Source organism: Flavobacterium caeni, assembly GCF_900101895.1.
Lineage (GTDB): Bacteria > Bacteroidota > Bacteroidia > Flavobacteriales > Flavobacteriaceae > Flavobacterium > Flavobacterium caeni.
Genome location: NZ_FMVF01000015.1, coordinates 67,511 through 85,329 on the forward strand (window position 1 = coordinate 67,511; position 17,819 = coordinate 85,329).

Here is a 17,819-nt window from a genome sequence, read left to right on the forward strand (position 1 = left end):
GTTTTACAGGAAAGCTTTGTTCTCGACGGCCATTTTCACCAACGACGCCACGTTCTTCGCGCCGAATTTGGCCAGCAAACTCTTGCGGTGCGTATTGGCCGTGGCCAGACTGATGAACAATTTATCGGCGATTTCGGGATTCGTATAGCCGTCGCAAATCAACCCCAGGATTTCCTTTTCGCGCTTGGTGATCACGGGAACCGAGTTTTCGGGATTGTAAAAAGAAGCGGCCGCCTCCAGACAAAGATACTCCTCCCCGTTCATCACGGCTTCGATCGCTTCGAGAAGTTCTTCTTTTGACGCATTCTTCAACAGATAGCCCGAAGAACCGCTGCGCATCATGTCCTGTATGATCGACTGTTGGTTGTAGGTGCTCAATCCAAGTATCTTGATTTTGGGATAGGTCTTGGCTACTTTTTTACAAAGGTCGATGCCACTGCCGTCGGGCAACCCAATGTCCATCAGGATCACATGCGGTTGGTGTCGGCTAAGAAATTCCAGACACGAAGCAACATCCATCGCGTGGCCCAGCCAATCGATGTGCGCTTCGTCCTGTAAAATGGTACGGATTCCTTCGATCACCATAAAATGATCGTCTACGATAAAAATACTGGTGTTCATGTAATTGGAATTTCTATTTCGACAGACGTTCCTTTTCCGGCATCGGAATTCACGTCGATTTTTCCCTTGATCAGCTGTATACGGTTCTGGATGTTGCGCCACCCGATACCTTGCGCATGGCTTAACTTGGCGCGGTCGAAACCTTTTCCATCGTCTTCGACGGTAAGGTGCAGCATGTTGTCTTCTGTAGACAAATGCGCCTGTACCAGCAGGTTTTTCGCCTCGGCATGTTTCATGCTGTTGTTGACAAGTTCCTGGACGATCCGATAGCACGCGATCGAAATCTCCTGGTTGAACGCGTGTTGCTCCATGTCGATCGATTGGTATTTGGCCTGTACCGATGTCGAACGGTTGAGTTCTACACAAAGCTCGCGCAAAGCGCTGTCCAGACCGTATTTCATCAGGTTCTCGGGCAACATGTTGTGGGCCACGCGGCGCATCTCGCGGATGCTGTTATCGAGCTGGTCGATGCTTCTTTCGAACGCCACCGCGTTTTCGGGCGTCATGATCAGGTTTTCTTTCATGGCATTAAACGATAATTTTACGCCGCTGAGCATCCCGCCAAGCCCATCGTGCAGGTCCTTGGCCAAACGCGAGCGTTCTTGTTCTTCGCCGCGCAGGACGGCTTCGGTGGCGGCGAGCTGTTTTTCGGTTTCAAGTTCGAGTATCTTTTGTTGTTGGATGGTTTGCCGGTGCCTGAGGTTCCGGTAGATCAAAAACCCGATCAACAATACCACCAACGCCACGCCGGCAAGGATAAAATTCAACAAACGGCGGTATTCGAGCTTGGCGGTTTGGGCCTTGATTTGCGCGTCTTTCTTGGCCGTCTGGTATTTCTTTCCGGCATCGACCTCAAAGCGGTTCAGGTCTTCGTTGGTGATGATTACTTCGATGGAATCGGATTTTCGTTCATACATTTCAGCCTTGGCAAAATCGCCTTGGGTATAGTTCATCTTGACCAGTAATTCGTAGTAGGAATTTTTCATGAATTGGTCGTCGCCCAACACGTCCAACTGTTCGTTGGCGATGGCCTCGGCATTGGCGTATTGTCCGCTGAAAAAATAGTTATACGCCTTCAGGTAAGGCAGCCCTTCTTCGTTGGACGCCACTTTTTTACCCATCGGATTGCTTGAAATGAACCGATCCAACTCGGCAAGATGGGTATTGAGTGCCTTTTTGTCGCCGCGTTCCTGCGCCATATAACACAAATTGACAAGCGATTTTACGACCGATCTCGGGACATTGTTCTGGTAGGCCAGCCGTTTGATTTCGTAAAGCGTGCGTTCGGCTTCGGCGCGCTCGCCCACTTCTTTTTGCGAGATCGCGACATTGTTCAAACTGATCAGCAACCCCTTGATGCTGTTGTATTTCTTGCTCACGGCGATGCCTTTCTTCCCGTAGGCGATCGCCTTATCGTATTGCCCGAGTTCGTTGTAAAGCCGCGACAGGTTGCCAAAGATGATCGGCAGGTTCAACGTATCTTTCAATTGCTCGGTAAGATGCAGCGCCTGGTGCGCGGTTTTGATGGCCAGGCTGTCTTTCTCAAGATTGATGTACAGCACAAACAGCGTGCGGAGCGCTTCGGCTTTGTCATAGCTGTTTTTGTTTTTTTCGGCCTCTTTCAACGCCTTCAGGTTGTAGACCAGTGCTTTTTCGAAGTCTTGTTCGGCGTGGAAAATCTTGATGCCTGTGAAATTGTACTGGTTTTCGTATTGGTTTGCCCTGAATTTCACAATCAGGGATTTCCCTTTGTTCCAATAGATTTTGGCCGAGTCGGTATCGCTCAACACATAGTCGCTCGCGAGTTCGAAATAGCGGTTGATTTGCGCAGTATCCTGCCGGGAAGCCTTGATTACGGCAAACAGGCTGTCCCTGTCGAGTCGGTTTTGCGACCACAAACCAACCGATGTCAGCAATACCAATAACGCTAAGGGTGTTTTCAACGGAAGTTATTTTTAACAAATGTAGAAATCTATTTGTTTCAGCCGCATCATTCAAAAGGATGATTTTTAGCCATCTACCCAAATATCATCTTTTTGGGCGATTGATTCGGGTTGACAATCTTGCCAACTTTGTAACCAACAGTAAACCATAAAAACGAATCACCATGAAACGTACACTACTTTTTGTTATGGCGTGTTTTGTATCGAAGCTCTCGTTTGCAAATCACGATCCCGCCCCACTGAACCGGGCCAACGACTATTTTGTCGGCCAAAAGTTTGCTTTCGAGCAGAACAAAGGACAAATCACAGGCGCCGATGCATCGAAGGTCACCTACTTCCTCAAAAGTCAGGACATGACTTTCTTTCTTTTGAAAAACGGCATCGCCTACCAGTTCAACAAGCAAAACCGTCCCGCGAATTCAATCTTGCAAAGCCCTGAGCAGCAACTGAAGAAACCCGCACAGGAGCAAACCCTGACCGAGACTTATCGAATGGATATGCTATTGCTGGGCGCGAATCCAAACCCAACGATCACCGCAGAACATCCGGTAGATGCCAGCATGAACTACCTGGGCAAGAACATCGCGGGCGTACAAAAATTCACCAGGATCACCTACCACGACATTTATCCCAACATCGATTGGGTGGTTTATATCAAGGACGGACAAGTCGAATATGATTTTGTCGTGCGACCGAACGGCGACCCGAACAAAATCCGATTCCAAGGCAAATGGGTCGAAAAGATGCAACGCAATGCCGACGGTACCATTTCGCTCGACTGCCGTTTGGGCAAGGTAACCCAGCACGCGCCATTGAGCTTCCAGGACGGCAAAACCATCGCATCGACAGCAGTCGTAGAAGGAACCGTATTGCGTTTTGACGTAGCCGATTACAACCAAAGCCAAACGCTGACCATCGATCCCGTGGTGGGATGGGCTACCTATTACGGCGGCTTGGGTACAGAGGTGGGCACGTCGGTAGTGGTAGATGCGTCGAACAACATTTATTTGTCGGGATACACCAACTCCGACACCAACATCGCCTTTGGCGGCTATCAAAATTCGCTTGCAAGCGGCAATTACGACGCGTTTCTTGCCAAATTCAACGCGTCGGGCACGCTGTTGTGGGCCACCTATTACGGCGGAACGGGCACCGACAAAGGCAATGCCGTGGCCTTGGACCCCTCGGGTAATGTGTATATGGCAGGCATGACTTCGTCGGGAACCGGCATAGCGTCGGCCGGCGCACAACAAGGTTCGAACGCAGGTTTGGACGACGCTTTTTTGGTCAAATTTGATCCCGACGGCAACCGGCTTTGGGCCACCTATTTTGGAGGCGAATATTTTGACGAGGGCTACTCTTGCGCCGTAGACAACGCCGGAAACGTTTACATGTCGGGCTTTGCGTGGTCGAGTACGGGAATCACCACGGCAGGCGCTCACCAGCAAGCCACAGGCGGCGCCACCGATGCCTTTTTGGTCAAGTACGACAGCAACGGGGTAAGACAATGGTCTACGTACTACGGCGGCGAATTGTGGGAAACCGGATACTGCGCCACCGACCCCAACGGCAATGTATACCTCGCCGGATTCACCAGCTCGACGGTCAACATCGCCACGCCTGGTGCACACCAAACCGTAATCGGATGGGGCGACGACGGCTATCTGGTCAAATTCAACAGCGATGGCGTACGCCAATGGGGCACGTACTACGGCGGCTCGAATTATGATTGGGCGTATTTCATCGATACCGATTCGCAAGGAAACATCTATTTGGATGGCCATACCGGATCGCCCGAAGCCATCTCGACACCGGGTTCTTTCCAGCCTGTCATTGCGGGGAATTACGACGCCTATCTGGCCAAGTTCGACCCTGACGGCACCCGCATCTGGGGAACCTATTACGGCGGGCTCGAACAGGAAAGATCAACCGGCTGTGTCATCGACAGCAACGACAATATCTTTTTGATTGGCTATGCCAATTCTTCGACCGGCATTTCATCGCCGGGAGCTTATCAACAGACGTATGGCGGTAACCAGGATGCGTTTGCGGCCAAATTCAACAGCGATGGGGAACGTATCTGGGGAACGTATATTGGCGGGGACGGTGCAGAGATGGGTAACTTTTGTACGATAGACGCCGCCGGCAATGTGTATTTCACGGGTTACACCGGTTCCACCGCGAACATATCGACACCCGATGGCCACCAACCTATTTTTGGCGGTAGCCAGGATGCTTTCTTGCTCAAACTCACCAACAACGGATCGTTGGCCACGAAAGAAGTGTCATCGACAGGTTTCGAAATCTACCCGAACCCGACGACCGATATTTTGGAAATCGCATCAAACGCCACCATCACGTCGGTGACGCTCTTTGATCCGACCGGTAAACAACTGATGCAACTGGACAACCCCGGACACAGGCTCTCGCTGGCCACCTATCCTACAGGCGTCTACCTGATGAAGGTTGCCTTCGAGGACGGCCAAACCGAAATGCGAAAGATCGTCAAGAAATAAAACAAAAAGCCCTTCCAAAATCAGGAAGGGCTTTTTTTTAGTGTGCGACGTTTTCTACGTCTTTCGGATTGTGTTCGTGTTTGAACAACAACAGGAACAAAACGGCCACTACCATCGCATAGACCGCAAACGCGAGCCAGATGCCGTGCCAGTCTTTGTGTCCTTCAGCCGTGGTATAAAAACGGTCTATCGCATAGCCGCTGATTTTACTGCCCAAAAAGGCGCCCACGCCGTTGGTCATCATCATAAATAAACCTTGCGCGCTCGAACGGATTTTCGAATCGGTTGTGGTCTCGACAAACAACGAGCCCGAGATGTTGAAAAAATCGAAAGCCATACCATAAACGATACACGAGAGGATGATCATCCACAAACCGTCGGCCGGGTTACCGTAAGCGAACAAGCCAAAACGCAGCACCCACGCGAGCATCGAGAACAACATGACCTTCTTGATCCCGAAACGCTTCAAAAAGAACGGAATCGTCAAAATAAAAGCGGTTTCCGAAATCTGCGAAATCGACATGATGATGGTCGAATACCGCACCACGAAAGACTCGGGCCCATACAACGGATTGTTTTTGAAATCGTCCAGGAACGTATCGCCGTACATGTTGGTCAATTGCAACGCGCCGCCGAGCAACATCGAAAACAAGAAAAACAGCGCCATCTTGTAATTGCCGAACAGCTTAAAACTGGTGAGCCCCAATTGATCGGCCAGGCCCGCATCGGCCGCGATCGCTTTTTGCGGCGGACACTTGGGCAACGTAAACGAAAAGATGCCGAGCAGGATCGCAAACGCGCCCGCGATCAGGAATTGGTTGGTATTGGCCTTGCTCCCCGTAAGGTTGGTGACCCACATCGCGGCGATAAAGCCGATGGTTCCCCACACGCGGATGGGCGGAAACACCTTGACCACATCAAAATCATTGTTCTTCAGGATGGTGTAGGCGATGGAATTCGACAGCGAAATCGTTGGCATGTAGCAAATCATGGCCGCGAAAATCACGTAATACAACGTGTCGGCATCGGTCACCTGCGGTACATAAAACAAGACGATGCCGTACAGGATGTGCAGCAATCCGTAGAGTTTCTCGGCGTTCATCCATTTGTCGGCAATGATGCCCGTGAGCGCCGGCATGAACAAAGACGACAGCGCCAACGTCGAGAAAATAGCGCCGAACTTGGCCCCGGCATTCTCGCCGGCCGCCATCGGACTGTTAAAAAAATAGGTTGCAATTGTGATCAGCCAGGCACCCCAGACAAAAAACTGGAGGAAACTCATCAGCGTGAGCCTGAATTTAATTCCCATGTAGTAAAAGTATTGGTTTGGTAATAGGCGGTAAATCTAAAAAAAAAGTTTTACGAAAACGATTTTTGGTCAAATCTTCTCGACCAATGCCACGACTTTGGCGAACTGTTCCTCGCGCGTGAGTTCGGAGTTGTCGATCTCGATGGCGTCTGGCGCCTTGACGAGCGGTGAATCGTCGCGGTGTGTATCGATGTGATCGCGCTCGACGACATTCTTCAAGACTTCTTGAAAGGTAACGTCCTGCCCTTTTTGCTGTAACTCCTCGAAACGCCGCTGGGCACGTGTGTGCGGGCTGGCGGTCATGAAAATCTTGAGTTCGGCATCGGGAAAAACCACCGTTCCGATGTCGCGACCGTCCATGACGATACCCTTGCCTTGGCCCATCTGTTGTTGTTGTTCGACCAATTTGGCGCGCACTTCAGAGACTTCGGCGATGCGGCTCACAAAATTCGATACGTCGATCGTGCGGATTTCCTGCTCGACGTTTGTTCCGTTCAAATACATCTCGCCAAAACCCAATGCCGGATTAAATTGAAACGCCAACTTAATGGACGGCAACGCATTGACCAAACCGTCTTTGTCAAAAAATTCAACTCCGATATAACCGTTCTGCATCGCAAAAAAAGTCACGGCACGGTACATCGCACCCGTGTCGACATACACATAACCAAGGTGTTTGGCCAGTTGCTTGGCCAAGGTGCTTTTTCCGGTAGACGAGAATCCGTCGATGGCGATGGTAATTTTTTTCAAAACGAACTAGTAAATATCTTCGGCAAAATTGATCGTGAGCCCAAACAAACTGGTGTTGGCCGCGAGCGTATAACGCGAATACGAATAATCAAATTTGAGTCGGCCCATCTTGAGCCCCACCCCTACGCAAATTCCTGAAAAATGACGTTGCTCGAGGATGCGCATTTCCTCGCCTCGGCGAAAATTGTAACCCACGCGAAAATTGAATCCGCGCTTGGGAAACAATTCGGCGCCGATAATCAGGTGACGCAGCGCATTGTTGAAAAAACCGACTTTCTCGGGCGTCGAACCACCGTCTATGTTGTTCTCGGCACGCGCCGGATTCGAAAACGATACATTCCACTGCTGCAGGTTTTCGAGCGTCAGGTGCCAACGGATCGGTACATTTTCCATCTCCTGCGAAATACCCGCCATGATCTCGAGCGGGAGGTTTTCGTTCTGCTGCTCGTATTTGGTAAACTGCATACCCAGGTTACGTACCACAAGCGCGTAGTTGATGTCGTTGTCCTCATCGATGTATATCGCGCCGATGTCGAGCGCCCCGCCAAACGAGTGGTAGCTCTCAAGCGAGGACGAAATGAGCTTGGCGCTTGCCCCGACATAAAAATCAGAAAAAGGGATGTTGTAGGAGTAACCAAACGACAAAGCGATCTCGCTTCCAGTAAATGACGCGGTTTGTTCTCCGTCCTCGTTATAGCCATCGAAACTACCGTAATTGACGTAGTTCACGCCCGCTTGAAACGTTTGCACGTGGCGGTCGTATACATAGGCATACGATGCCGTGCCGTAAGTCACCTCGCCAAAATAGCTGCCGTAATTGAGCGACAACCTGTTGTCCATCTCGGGATTGATCGCTGCCGGATTGAAGTGCGCCTGGTTGACATCGTAATCGTAAATGGTAAGCACCTTGCCGCCCAGGGCCGCTTGTCGTGGCGAGGTTGTCAGGTTCAAAAACCGATATACCGATTTACCTCCTATCTGACCGTATGCAACGGAAACCGCAAAGAACGTGAATAGACAAAGGATTTTTCGGGTCATGCGTGGGTGCGTTTGCCTGTTATAACGCAAATGCGAAGATATTATTTTTCATAAGAAAACGGCCAATTAATTTGGCCGTTTTTATAGCAGTTACCCTGACAAGGCATGTGAAATTTCTCGATTCAAAAAACGTGATACCCGGACGCGGCACCTATTGTTGGTTTAAAGCGTAAAAACTTTAACAAAATGTACAGATTTTCCGTAGTGAAGTCTGCAACTCGTTTCGTAGGGAATACCTACATTGCCCCCTACCCTACGGTAAAAATAACATCTTAAGAAACAACTCAGCTACAGAAAAACTGTAAAAAGCCGTCCTGCACCTTAATTAAAAACCTTTGCATTTTTCACTTTCTCATTCGTCAAAGCAAACTTGAGCACCTCGCTCATTTCCTTGACGTAATGGAACGCAAGCCCTTCTAAATACTCCGGCTTGATTTCGTCTACATCTTGCTTGTTCTCATGGCACATGATGATTTCTTTGATGCCCGCGCGTTTGGCCGCAAGTATCTTTTCCTTGATGCCGCCCACCGGCAACACCTTGCCGCGCAACGTGATCTCGCCGGTCATGGCCAGATGTTTCTTGACTTTCTTTTGCGCGAGCAACGACACCAACGACGTAAGCATCGCGATCCCAGCGCTCGGGCCATCTTTGGGTGTCGCGCCTTCGGGGATGTGGATGTGGATGTTGTATTTGGTGAACAACTCGGGATCGATACCCAAACGGTCGGTGTTCGCTTTGATGTATTCCAATGCAATCGTGGCCGATTCTTTCATGACCGTACCCAGGTTGCCCGTCATCGTCATCGAACCTTTGCCCTTAGAGATCAACGACTCGATAAAGAGAATATCACCGCCCACAGAAGTCCACGCCAACCCCGTCACCACACCGGCCACTTCGTTGTTTTCGTACTTGTCGCGTTCCATTTTGGGCATGCCAAGGATCTTTACAAGGTCTTCGTCGGTGATTTTTTTGTTGTACTCTTCTTCCATCGCAACCGATTTGGCTGCGCTGCGGATCACTTGCGCGATCTTGGCCTCGAGCCCCCTGACACCCGATTCACGCGTATAGCCCTCGACGATTTTCTCGAGTTGCTTTTTGCCGATGGTCAAATCTTTCGACGTCAGGCCGTGCGCCGCCAATTGCTTCGGAAACAAATGCTGTTTGGCGATTTCGACCTTTTCCTCGATCGTGTACCCCGACATTTTGATGATTTCCATACGATCGCGCAGTGCGGGTTGGATGGCCGCGAGGTTGTTTGAGGTGGCAATGAACATCACCTTGCTCAAATCATAGCCCATTTCTAGGAAATTGTCGTAGAATGCGCTGTTTTGTTCAGGATCGAGCACTTCCAACAACGCCGACGATGGATCGCCGTGGTTGCTGTTCGACAATTTGTCGATTTCGTCGAGTACAAAAACAGGATTCGAGGTTCCGGCCTTTTTCAAGCTTTGGATGATGCGTCCCGGCATCGCGCCAATGTAGGTTTTTCGATGTCCGCGGATTTCGGCTTCGTCGCGCAAACCGCCCAGCGAAATACGCACGTATTCGCGACCGAGCGCCTCGGCGACCGAGCGTCCTATAGAAGTTTTACCCACGCCTGGAGGCCCCGTCAAGCAAATGATCGGCGACTTCATGTCGGCACGCAGCTTGAGCACGGCCAAATGTTCGATCATGCGTTTCTTGACTTCTTCGAGCCCAAAATGGTCTTTGTCGAGTATTTTTTGCGCGCGTTTTAGGTCGAAATTGTCTTTCGAAAACTCGTTCCACGGCAACTCGAGAATCAGTTCAAGGTAGTTGCGTTGGATGCCAAAATCAGGCGACTGCGGATTGGTGCGCTGCAACTTCGACAGTTCCTTCTCGAACTGCTTGGCCGTCTTGTCGTCCCACTTCTTGGCCTTGGCCTTGGCGCGCATCTCATCGATTTCCTGTTCGTGTGAGGCGCCGCCCAATTCTTCCTGGATGGTTTTCATTTGCTGGTGCAGGAAGTATTCGCGTTGCTGCTGGTCGAGATCGAACCGCACCTTAGATTGGATGTCGTTTTTGAGTTCGAGTTTCTGGAACTCGACATTCATGAACTTGAGCGTTTCGAGCGCGCGTTCCTTGAGCGCGTTGATCGAAAGCAGGTCTTGCTTTTCCTTGACCTGCAGGTTCATGTTCGACGATACGAAGTTGATCAAAAACGATTGGCTTTCGATGTTCTTGATCGCAAACGTCGCCTCGGTTGGGATGTTCGGGCTTTCCTTGATGATTTGGATGGCCAGTTCCTTGATCGATTCGAGTATGGCCAAAAATTCGGTATCGTGCTTGCCGGGGCGCTTCTCCTCGACTTCCTTGATGCTCGCCATCAAATACGGGCGTTCGGCCGTCACGGCGTCGATCGCGAAACGCTTCTTGCCTTGCAAAACCACCGTGATGTTGCCGTCGGGCATTTTGAGCACGCGCAGGATACGCGCCACGGTACCTATGGTATGGATGTCGTTCTTGGTAGGATCTTCGTCTTCCTCGTTCTTTTGCGCGACCACGCCAATGATCTTGCCCGCCGCATTGGCATCGTTGATCAGTTTGATCGATTTGTCGCGTCCGGCCGAAATGGGGATCACAACGCCCGGAAACAAGACCGTATTTCGCAAAGGTAAGATGGGTAACGATGCAGGCAATTCCTCGTTGAGCATTTCTTCTTCGTCCTCGGGTGTGAGCAGCGGGATCAATTCCGCTTCCGAGTCAAAATCCTGCAGTGACAAATTGTCAAAAGTGAAAATATTCGAGTGTGGCATAGATTCTAAAAAGGGTCAAATTGACAGATTGTTTGTAAATGGAACAACAAAGATACGGCAGGGTTTGGTCAATTGGTACGCAAAATCGATGTACTGCCTAATAATTCGTTGCATCCAGTAAAAAGTCAATTTTTGTGCCATACGTCGATGTTTTTGCGTGTCGTACGTCGATAGTAGGTAAAAAAAAGCCCGAACATTTAAGTTCAGGCTTGTAAGGTATTGAATGTGTTGCTAGTTGACGATGTAGGATTCGAGTTCCTGCGTGTTCGGTCCATTGACCACACGGATCGGACCGATGTCACGCGCAAACCAGTAGGCACTTTCGTAGGTGCTCGTTCCGGCCGAAATCACACGGTTGACCTTGATTACATTGTTATAGGTCGTACCGTTGACCGTCGCGGTGACGTCCTTGGCTTCTACGGTACAAACGATCGACATGCTCATTTCGATCGGTGGCATGCCGGTATAGGTTGTGGTCTGTACCCAGGAATCGGTCCAGGTGGCGCCCACAGGTACGTTGTCCTTAAGAATGATGATTTCGTTTCCAGAGGTTACCCCTGGCATTGGCGTGGTATGGGTGACCTCCTCGGTTTTGATATAGTAAACGCCCGCAGCTTTCCTGATTCGCGTCGTGGCGGTGTTGGGCGTGGTAGGCGTAGTGAAAGTGTAGTAGTTGAACCCGCCAATGGTGTTGGTCGAGACAATTGCCAGCGGCGGCTCCTCTGTACCATTGAGGTTATACACCCACTGGTTGCCTATGGCGGTTGGCCAGTAATCGCCTGTAGGCGTAGGGGTCACTCCCACAGCTGCCACCGTAATCGGGCCGGTCCAGTTGCTGTTGCTGGTTGGCGAACAATTGGTACGCACATAAAAACTATAACCTTGGTTGGCCAAAATTCCGGTAATGGTGCGTGTAGGCGTGGTCGACGAAACCGTCGTACCCGAACCGAGCGCAAAACCTTCGTTGCCATATTGTACTTGCCAAGCTGTTCCCGCACCTGCATCCCAAGTTACGGTAATCTCGGTATTTCCTGCAGAGCGCGTGGCCACCACATTGGTCGGTTGCGCGCAACTGCCGATCTCCCCGCCTACCGATATAGGGCCTACCCAGCCGCTGAACGTCGTGGCGTCGCATACCGTACGGATGTAAAACTCGTAGTCATTGCTCGAATCAAGGTCGTTGATGGTGGCCTGCGTGTCGGTCGATACCACTTGGGTACCCGACCCTACCGCAAAGCCGGCCGGACCGTATTGGATTTGCCAAGAACCGGTTCCTGCTGCGGCGCTCCAGCTCAGGTTGACGCTCGTTCCGGCGATAAAATCGCTGGCTTCGAACGTGGGTGGCGCGGCACAAGTATTGGGCTCTTCTGTGTTGAACAACGCAGGATCGACGGGTTCGCTGTCGCACGAAAGGAAATTCAATCCGATGAAGACCAGCGCTATTACGGCTACTATTTTTGATTTAATCATGGTGGTGGTAATGGTTTAAGACTTGGTCATTTTTTTCATAAAACGTTCCAAATATAATTAAATCAACGATGGATGCCGAAAAAAAATTTACATTATTTTTATCGAAAGTGTAACACCCAAAATAAACCCGCGTCCTTCGCTTTAAATCATCATCAACCGCTTGAGTTTTGCCAAACACGATATCGAAGAATTGATTGCGCTTTGCCGTGAGCGCAACCAAAAAGCACAATTTGAGGTGTATGGTCGCTATTGCAAGGCGATGTACAACGTGGCTTTTCGAATCGTCAAGGATGCGCACTATGCCGAAGATGTGATGCAGGAAGGCTTCCTCAAGGCCTTTACCAAGATCGACGATTACCGGCAAGAAGTGGCATTCGGCGCATGGCTCAAGCGGATCGTGATCAATTACAGCATCGATTTTTTAAAGAAGACCAACGCCTACAAGGCCGACGACATCGAAAAAATCATGTACAAGGTCGAAGATACGGGCCAACCCGAGGGCGACTTTGATTTCAATCAGATGAAAGTCAACCAGGTGCTCGGGGCCATCGACAAATTAAAGGACAATTACCGGCTCGTGCTCACGCTGTTTTATATTGAAGGCTACGACCACGAAGAAATCACCGAAATCATGAACATCAGCTACGCCAACTGCCGTACGACCATGAGCCGTGCGAAGGAAAGCCTGCGCAAACAATTACAGAACTAAAATCGCATGAAAATGAACAATGACCCAATGGAGGATTTATTTGAAAAGTTCGAAGGACAATGGGATATCCATGAACCGGACGAAAACCATTACGACCGTTTCCTTGCCAAACAGGCCAGAAAAAGAAGTCGTTCGAGACGCTGGTACGGTTTGTCGATCGCCGCATCGGTATTGCTTCTCGTGGGCTTTTTTACCTTTTTCAATGACAACCTGCGCATAGGTTCTGAAAAATCGGAGCTGCAATTCGCGTCCAAGCAAACACGCGAAACCGATTCGATCTTTACGGCCATGATCAAGATCGAACTCGAAAAAGTCAAGGAAAAGAAATCGCCGCTCAACGAAAAAATAGTGGCCGATGCCTTGGTCCAGATGGAGAAACTCGACAAAGACTATGAAAAGATCAAACAGGAATTGATCAAAAATGGCGAAAGCAAACAAATCATCCACGCGATGATCCGCAACCTCAAAATCCGGATTGCGTTTCTGGAAGACGTGCTGCTGCACATCGAAAACAACGAAAAACTTAACGATACCACCCATGAGAACACGATATAATTTGATCTGGTTGCTGGTGCCGATGTTGGTGTTCCCAACCGAAACCAACGCGCAGAAATACACCAAACAAAAAAACATCAAGAAAGCCTACCATGTCAACGCCGACGCGGGCATCGACATCGACAACGCCTACGGCAATGTGTATGTGACCACCTGGACCGAAGACAAGATCGAACTCGACATCCTGATCAAGGTGGCGAGCGACAAAGAAGATTGGGCCGTCAAAAAGCTCAACGACATCGACGTAGACATCACGGCGCTCAAACATTTGGTGACGGCCAAGACCAACTTTGCCAACGGCGCGGGCAAATCGAGCACCAAGAACAACAGCATCGAGGTCAATTATACCATCAAGATCCCGCGCAACGGCAGCGTGACGGTAGACAACAAATACGGCCAGATCATCACGACCGACCTGTTTGGCGCGACCCACATCGAGTGCAAATATGGCAAGATCGCCTTGGGCAAACTCAACTCGGGCAGCAACGTGATCGACATTGCGTATTGCGGGAAATCGACGATCGACTACGCCAAAAGCGCACGTATTTCGGCCGACTACTCCGGACTCACGATGACCGATTTTGGTACGGTGGCGCTCAACGCCGATTATACCGATGTGCACTTTGAAAACGGCGACAACATGAAGTTCGATTGCAACTACGGCAACCTCAAATACGGCAAGGTAGGCAACCTCGAAGGCTCGGGCGACTATCTGTCGATTGGCATCGCCGAAGTCTCAAACAACCTCAAAATCAGCACGAGTTACAGCAAGCTATCGGTAGACCAATTGACGGCCAAGGCGGGCAATGTGGTGGTGCAAACGGGCTACACCTCGGTCGATATCGGCTACAGCCCGAACTACACGTTCGATTTTGATGTCAAGGTCAAATATGCCAACTTTAGACATTCGGGCGATTTGGACATCAACAACCGCCACGAGACCTCGACCAGTAAATCCTATTCGGGATACCACAAAAAACAAGGCGTAAACAAAGTCGTGATTGTATCGGACTATGGCAACGTCAACCTCAACAAAAACCAATAATCATCAAAGTTTCATCATCATGAAAAAAGTTCTTTTAATCGCAATGTCCCTGACCGTCATCTCGGCGTGTGCACAGGGCAGAATCAAAGGCAACGGCCAGTTGGCCACCAAAACGGTCACGACCGAAGATTACGAAAAGGTTTCGGTAGCCGGGTTTTTCGATGTCAATCTGGTTTCGGGAAATGAAGGGAAAATTACGGTAGAAGGCGAATCGAACCTCATCGAACACCTCAAGATCGAATCGGTGGGCGGCGTGCTCAAAATCGCCACCCAGCCAGGCAAAAAACTAAGCACGACGCACGGAATGGGCATCAAGATCACCGTCCCGTTCGAAAGCATCAGCGGCGTAAGCCTGTCGGGTTCGGGCGATGTGAAAGGTAAAAGCACAATCAAGGCGGGCACTTTCGAAACCGCGCTTACGGGTTCGGGCGATTTGACCCTTGACGTAGAAGCCGATACCGTAGAAGCCGCCGTCACCGGATCGGGCGATTTGGTCCTCAAGGGCAAAGCCGATACCCTGCGGTGCGACGTCACCGGATCGGGCGACCTCAATGCCTATGGCTTGCAAAGCGTAAAAGTGCAATCGCAGGTCACCGGATCGGGCGACTGTAAGGTGTTTTGTACGGGCGAGCTCGAAGGGCGCGTGAGCGGCTCGGGCGACATCCATTACAAAGGCGACCCGAAAAAAACCGACAACAAGGTTTCGGGCTCGGGCAGCATCAGCAAAGCATAAACAAAAAGGCGAAAACAGTGTTTTCGCCTTTTTTATTTAATATCTATTGCTATTATTTATTTGGCCTTCTCGGGGTACGCGCAGCAGCAATAGCACGCCGACGATAAAGAAAAGCGCCAGGAATACGATCGCAAAACGCGGGCCCTGGAATTGATCGATGATGCCGTACACGCACATCCCGATCACGATGCCGATTTTCTCGGAGACATCGTAAAAACTAAAAAACGAAGCCGTATCCTCGGTTTCGGGGAGTAACTTGGAATAGGTCGAACGCGACAGGGCCTGTACCCCGCCCATCACGAGCCCGACAAGTGCGGCCATCACGTAAAATTCTGTGGGTTTGGTCATGAACCATGCCGAGATGCAAAGCGCCGTCCAGAACACATTGATGACAATAAGCACGGGAATGTTGCCGAATTTGGCCGACGCACGTGAGGTGAGCACCGCGCCCAACACGGCAACAAGTTGGATCAACAAGATACAAATGATCAGGCCGGTCTGGCTTTGCTCCTTGCTTTCCCACTGGATTTCACCTTCGCCGAAATAAGTAGCCACGAGCATCACCGTTTGTACGGCCATGCTGTAAACGAAAAAGCCCGACAAGTAACGTTTGAGCGGTAAATTGCCTGCCAGCATGCCCCACACTTTCTTGAGTTCGCGGAATCCGTTGAACAACACTTCGCGCGTGACCTTGTCGGCATTGCGGTTGCCTTTGGGCAAATAATAGTAGGTATACTGGCTGAACAAAATCCACCAGATACCCACCATGACAAACGAATAGCGCATCGCCTGCACGGCCTCGGCACCCGATTCGGCACCCATGATCATAACTAAGTTGACGATCAACAAAATCACACTGCCTATATAGCCCATCGAATACCCGCGCGCACTCACCTTGTCCTGTTGTTCGGGATAGGCGATGTCGGGCAAATAGGAATTGTAAAACACCAGGCTTCCCCAAAATCCGACGAGCCCAAGGAAATAAAACAGCAACCCGGGATAAATGTTCTCGAGGTCGAACCAATAAAGCCCCACGCAGGATAAAGCGCCCAGATAACAAAAGAACTTCATGAAATTCTTTTTGTTGCCCACGTAGTCGGCAATGCCCGAGAGCAACGGCGACATGAACGCCACGACCAAAAAAGCCGCCGCCGTGACAAAACTGATCAGTGCGGTGTCTTTGATTTGCGTGCCGAAAACCTGTACGGAATTGACGCCATCGGGAAATTGCGCCTTGTAAAATATGGGGAAGACGGCCGATGAAACCGTCAGCGGATACACCGAATTTGCCCAGTCGTAGAACGCCCACGCGTTGCGTAATTTTTTACTGCCTTTTTCGAGTTGTGCCATAGTGCTTTTTTGAGGACACTAATTTATTTATTTTTTGATTCGTAGCAGAGAATCCGATGTTATTAAATTGACGCTTTCGAAAATCGGCTTAAACGATTGATTTTCAATCCTATCAACAATCGTACATCAATAAAAAAACCATCCCGAGGGATGGCTTGTATTTTTCTTCTATCCAATTTATTGGAACTTGACCCCAAACTTGGCGGCCTCGGCCTTGGCCTGCGGAATCAAACTCTTGATGTTGGCGATACGCGTCGCATCGGACGGGTGCGTGCTCATGAATTCCGGTGGCGCCTGCCCTCCCGATTGCGCCGACATCCTGCTCCAGAACAAGACCGCCTGCTCGGGATTGTAACCCGCGATGGCCATAAGCGTAAGCCCAATCATGTCGGCCTCGCTCTCGTGGCTTCGGCTAAAAGGCAACATCGCCCCTACGTTCGAACCGATGCCGTAATACTGTTGCCACATCGCTTGTTTTTCCTGCGATTGTCCGCTGGTGGCCACTGCTACGCCTACCGCGCCCAACGCCTGCAATTGCGAGGCGCTCATACGTTGCGCACCATGGTTGGCCAGGGCATGGGAAACTTCGTGGCCCATGACAGTGGCCAATCCCGCTTCGTCCTTGGTGATGGGCAAAATACCGGTATATACCACGATTTTACCGCCGGGCATACACCAGGCGTTGACCGCTTTGTCTTCTACGAGTTTGTATTCCCACTGGTATCCATTTAGGTAATCGGCGTGTCCATTGGCGTTGAGCCAACGCTCGGCGGCATTCTTGATCTTCATGCCTACATTGGTAACCTGCGTCGCCGCTGGGGTTCCAGTGACCACTTTGTTTTCCTTGAGGAACTCGCCGTACTGCTGGAAGGCCGACGGGAACAACTGTGCGTTGGACACAAAGTTCAAATTGCTTTTTCCGGTGAACGGATTGGTCGAACACGCAAAGGCCAGCGCGAGCGCGCCAAAACCTGCGAATAAGAAAGGTCTTTTGCTCATCCTGAG

General features: G+C 50.5%; 14 protein-coding genes. 5 read left to right on the forward strand and 9 right to left on the reverse strand.

All coding sequences use genetic code 11. From position 1 onward, the window contains the following. Positions 1–3 precede the first annotated feature (3 nt). Together BLP55_RS13615 and BLP55_RS13620 are read right to left on the reverse strand one after the other, a co-directional pair. Positions 4–621: a response regulator gene (locus tag BLP55_RS13615; protein WP_091145484.1), complete on the reverse strand. Its 618-nt coding sequence runs from the start codon at positions 619–621 to the stop codon at positions 4–6. Continuing rightward, entirely contained in the window at positions 618–2,564 is a 1,947-nt protein-coding gene (locus tag BLP55_RS13620; RefSeq protein WP_139149677.1) for a tetratricopeptide repeat-containing sensor histidine kinase, read from the reverse strand. The genes BLP55_RS13615 and BLP55_RS13620 overlap by 4 nt, the downstream gene beginning before the upstream one ends. Before the next feature lie 164 nt (positions 2,565–2,728). On the opposite strand from BLP55_RS13620, the gene BLP55_RS13625 reads away from it, so the two are divergent. Then, positions 2,729–5,080, forward strand: coding sequence for a DUF7948 domain-containing protein (locus BLP55_RS13625; RefSeq protein ID WP_091145492.1), 2,352 nt, complete (start codon positions 2,729–2,731; stop codon positions 5,078–5,080). A 37-nt stretch (positions 5,081–5,117) separates the two neighbouring features. Here BLP55_RS13625 and BLP55_RS13630 read toward each other — a convergent pair whose 3' ends face one another. The 5 genes from BLP55_RS13630 to BLP55_RS13650 all read right to left on the reverse strand — a co-directional run bounded on the left by BLP55_RS13630 (position 5,118) and on the right by BLP55_RS13650 (position 12,422). Beyond that, entirely contained in the window at positions 5,118–6,389 is a 1,272-nt protein-coding gene (locus BLP55_RS13630) for a nucleoside permease (protein WP_091145496.1), read from the reverse strand. Positions 6,390–6,458: 69 nt separating this feature from the next. Further along, on the reverse strand, positions 6,459–7,139 hold the full coding sequence (cmk, locus tag BLP55_RS13635) for a (d)CMP kinase (RefSeq protein ID WP_091145499.1): 681 nt from the start codon (positions 7,137–7,139) through the stop codon (positions 6,459–6,461). A 6-nt stretch (positions 7,140–7,145) separates the two neighbouring features. Further along, positions 7,146–8,177: a type IX secretion system protein PorQ gene (porQ, locus tag BLP55_RS13640; RefSeq protein WP_091145501.1), complete on the reverse strand. Its 1,032-nt coding sequence runs from the start codon at positions 8,175–8,177 to the stop codon at positions 7,146–7,148. Between the two features lie 321 nt (positions 8,178–8,498). Next, positions 8,499–10,952: an endopeptidase La gene (lon, locus tag BLP55_RS13645; RefSeq protein ID WP_091145504.1), complete on the reverse strand. Its 2,454-nt coding sequence runs from the start codon at positions 10,950–10,952 to the stop codon at positions 8,499–8,501. 231 nt (positions 10,953–11,183) lie between these two features. Further along, complete coding sequence (locus tag BLP55_RS13650) at positions 11,184–12,422, reverse strand: fibronectin type III domain-containing protein (RefSeq protein WP_091145507.1); 1,239 nt, start codon at positions 12,420–12,422, stop codon at positions 11,184–11,186. Between the two features lie 160 nt (positions 12,423–12,582). On the opposite strand from BLP55_RS13650, the gene BLP55_RS13655 reads away from it, so the two are divergent. Genes BLP55_RS13655 through BLP55_RS13670 form a run of 4 tightly spaced genes read left to right on the forward strand, consistent with a single transcriptional unit; the run spans position 12,583 to position 15,464 of the window. Next, complete coding sequence (locus BLP55_RS13655) at positions 12,583–13,131, forward strand: RNA polymerase sigma factor (RefSeq protein WP_091145510.1); 549 nt, start codon at positions 12,583–12,585, stop codon at positions 13,129–13,131. 12 nt (positions 13,132–13,143) lie between these two features. Beyond that, positions 13,144–13,686, forward strand: a complete 543-nt coding sequence (locus BLP55_RS13660; protein WP_244503467.1) for an anti-sigma factor — start codon at positions 13,144–13,146, stop codon at positions 13,684–13,686. After that, on the forward strand, positions 13,670–14,731 hold the full coding sequence (locus tag BLP55_RS13665) for a hypothetical protein (protein WP_091145519.1): 1,062 nt from the start codon (positions 13,670–13,672) through the stop codon (positions 14,729–14,731). The genes BLP55_RS13660 and BLP55_RS13665 overlap by 17 nt, the downstream gene beginning before the upstream one ends. Before the next feature lie 19 nt (positions 14,732–14,750). Next, a complete protein-coding gene (locus BLP55_RS13670) occupies positions 14,751–15,464 on the forward strand; it encodes a head GIN domain-containing protein (RefSeq protein WP_091145523.1) in 714 nt (237 codons plus the stop codon). A gap of 36 nt (positions 15,465–15,500) precedes the next feature. Here BLP55_RS13670 and BLP55_RS13675 read toward each other — a convergent pair whose 3' ends face one another. Then, entirely contained in the window at positions 15,501–16,814 is a 1,314-nt protein-coding gene (locus tag BLP55_RS13675) for an MFS transporter (protein WP_091145527.1), read from the reverse strand. 177 nt (positions 16,815–16,991) lie between these two features. Beyond that, complete coding sequence (locus BLP55_RS13680) at positions 16,992–17,813, reverse strand: M48 family metallopeptidase (RefSeq protein ID WP_091145531.1); 822 nt, start codon at positions 17,811–17,813, stop codon at positions 16,992–16,994. Positions 17,814–17,819 lie beyond the last annotated feature (6 nt).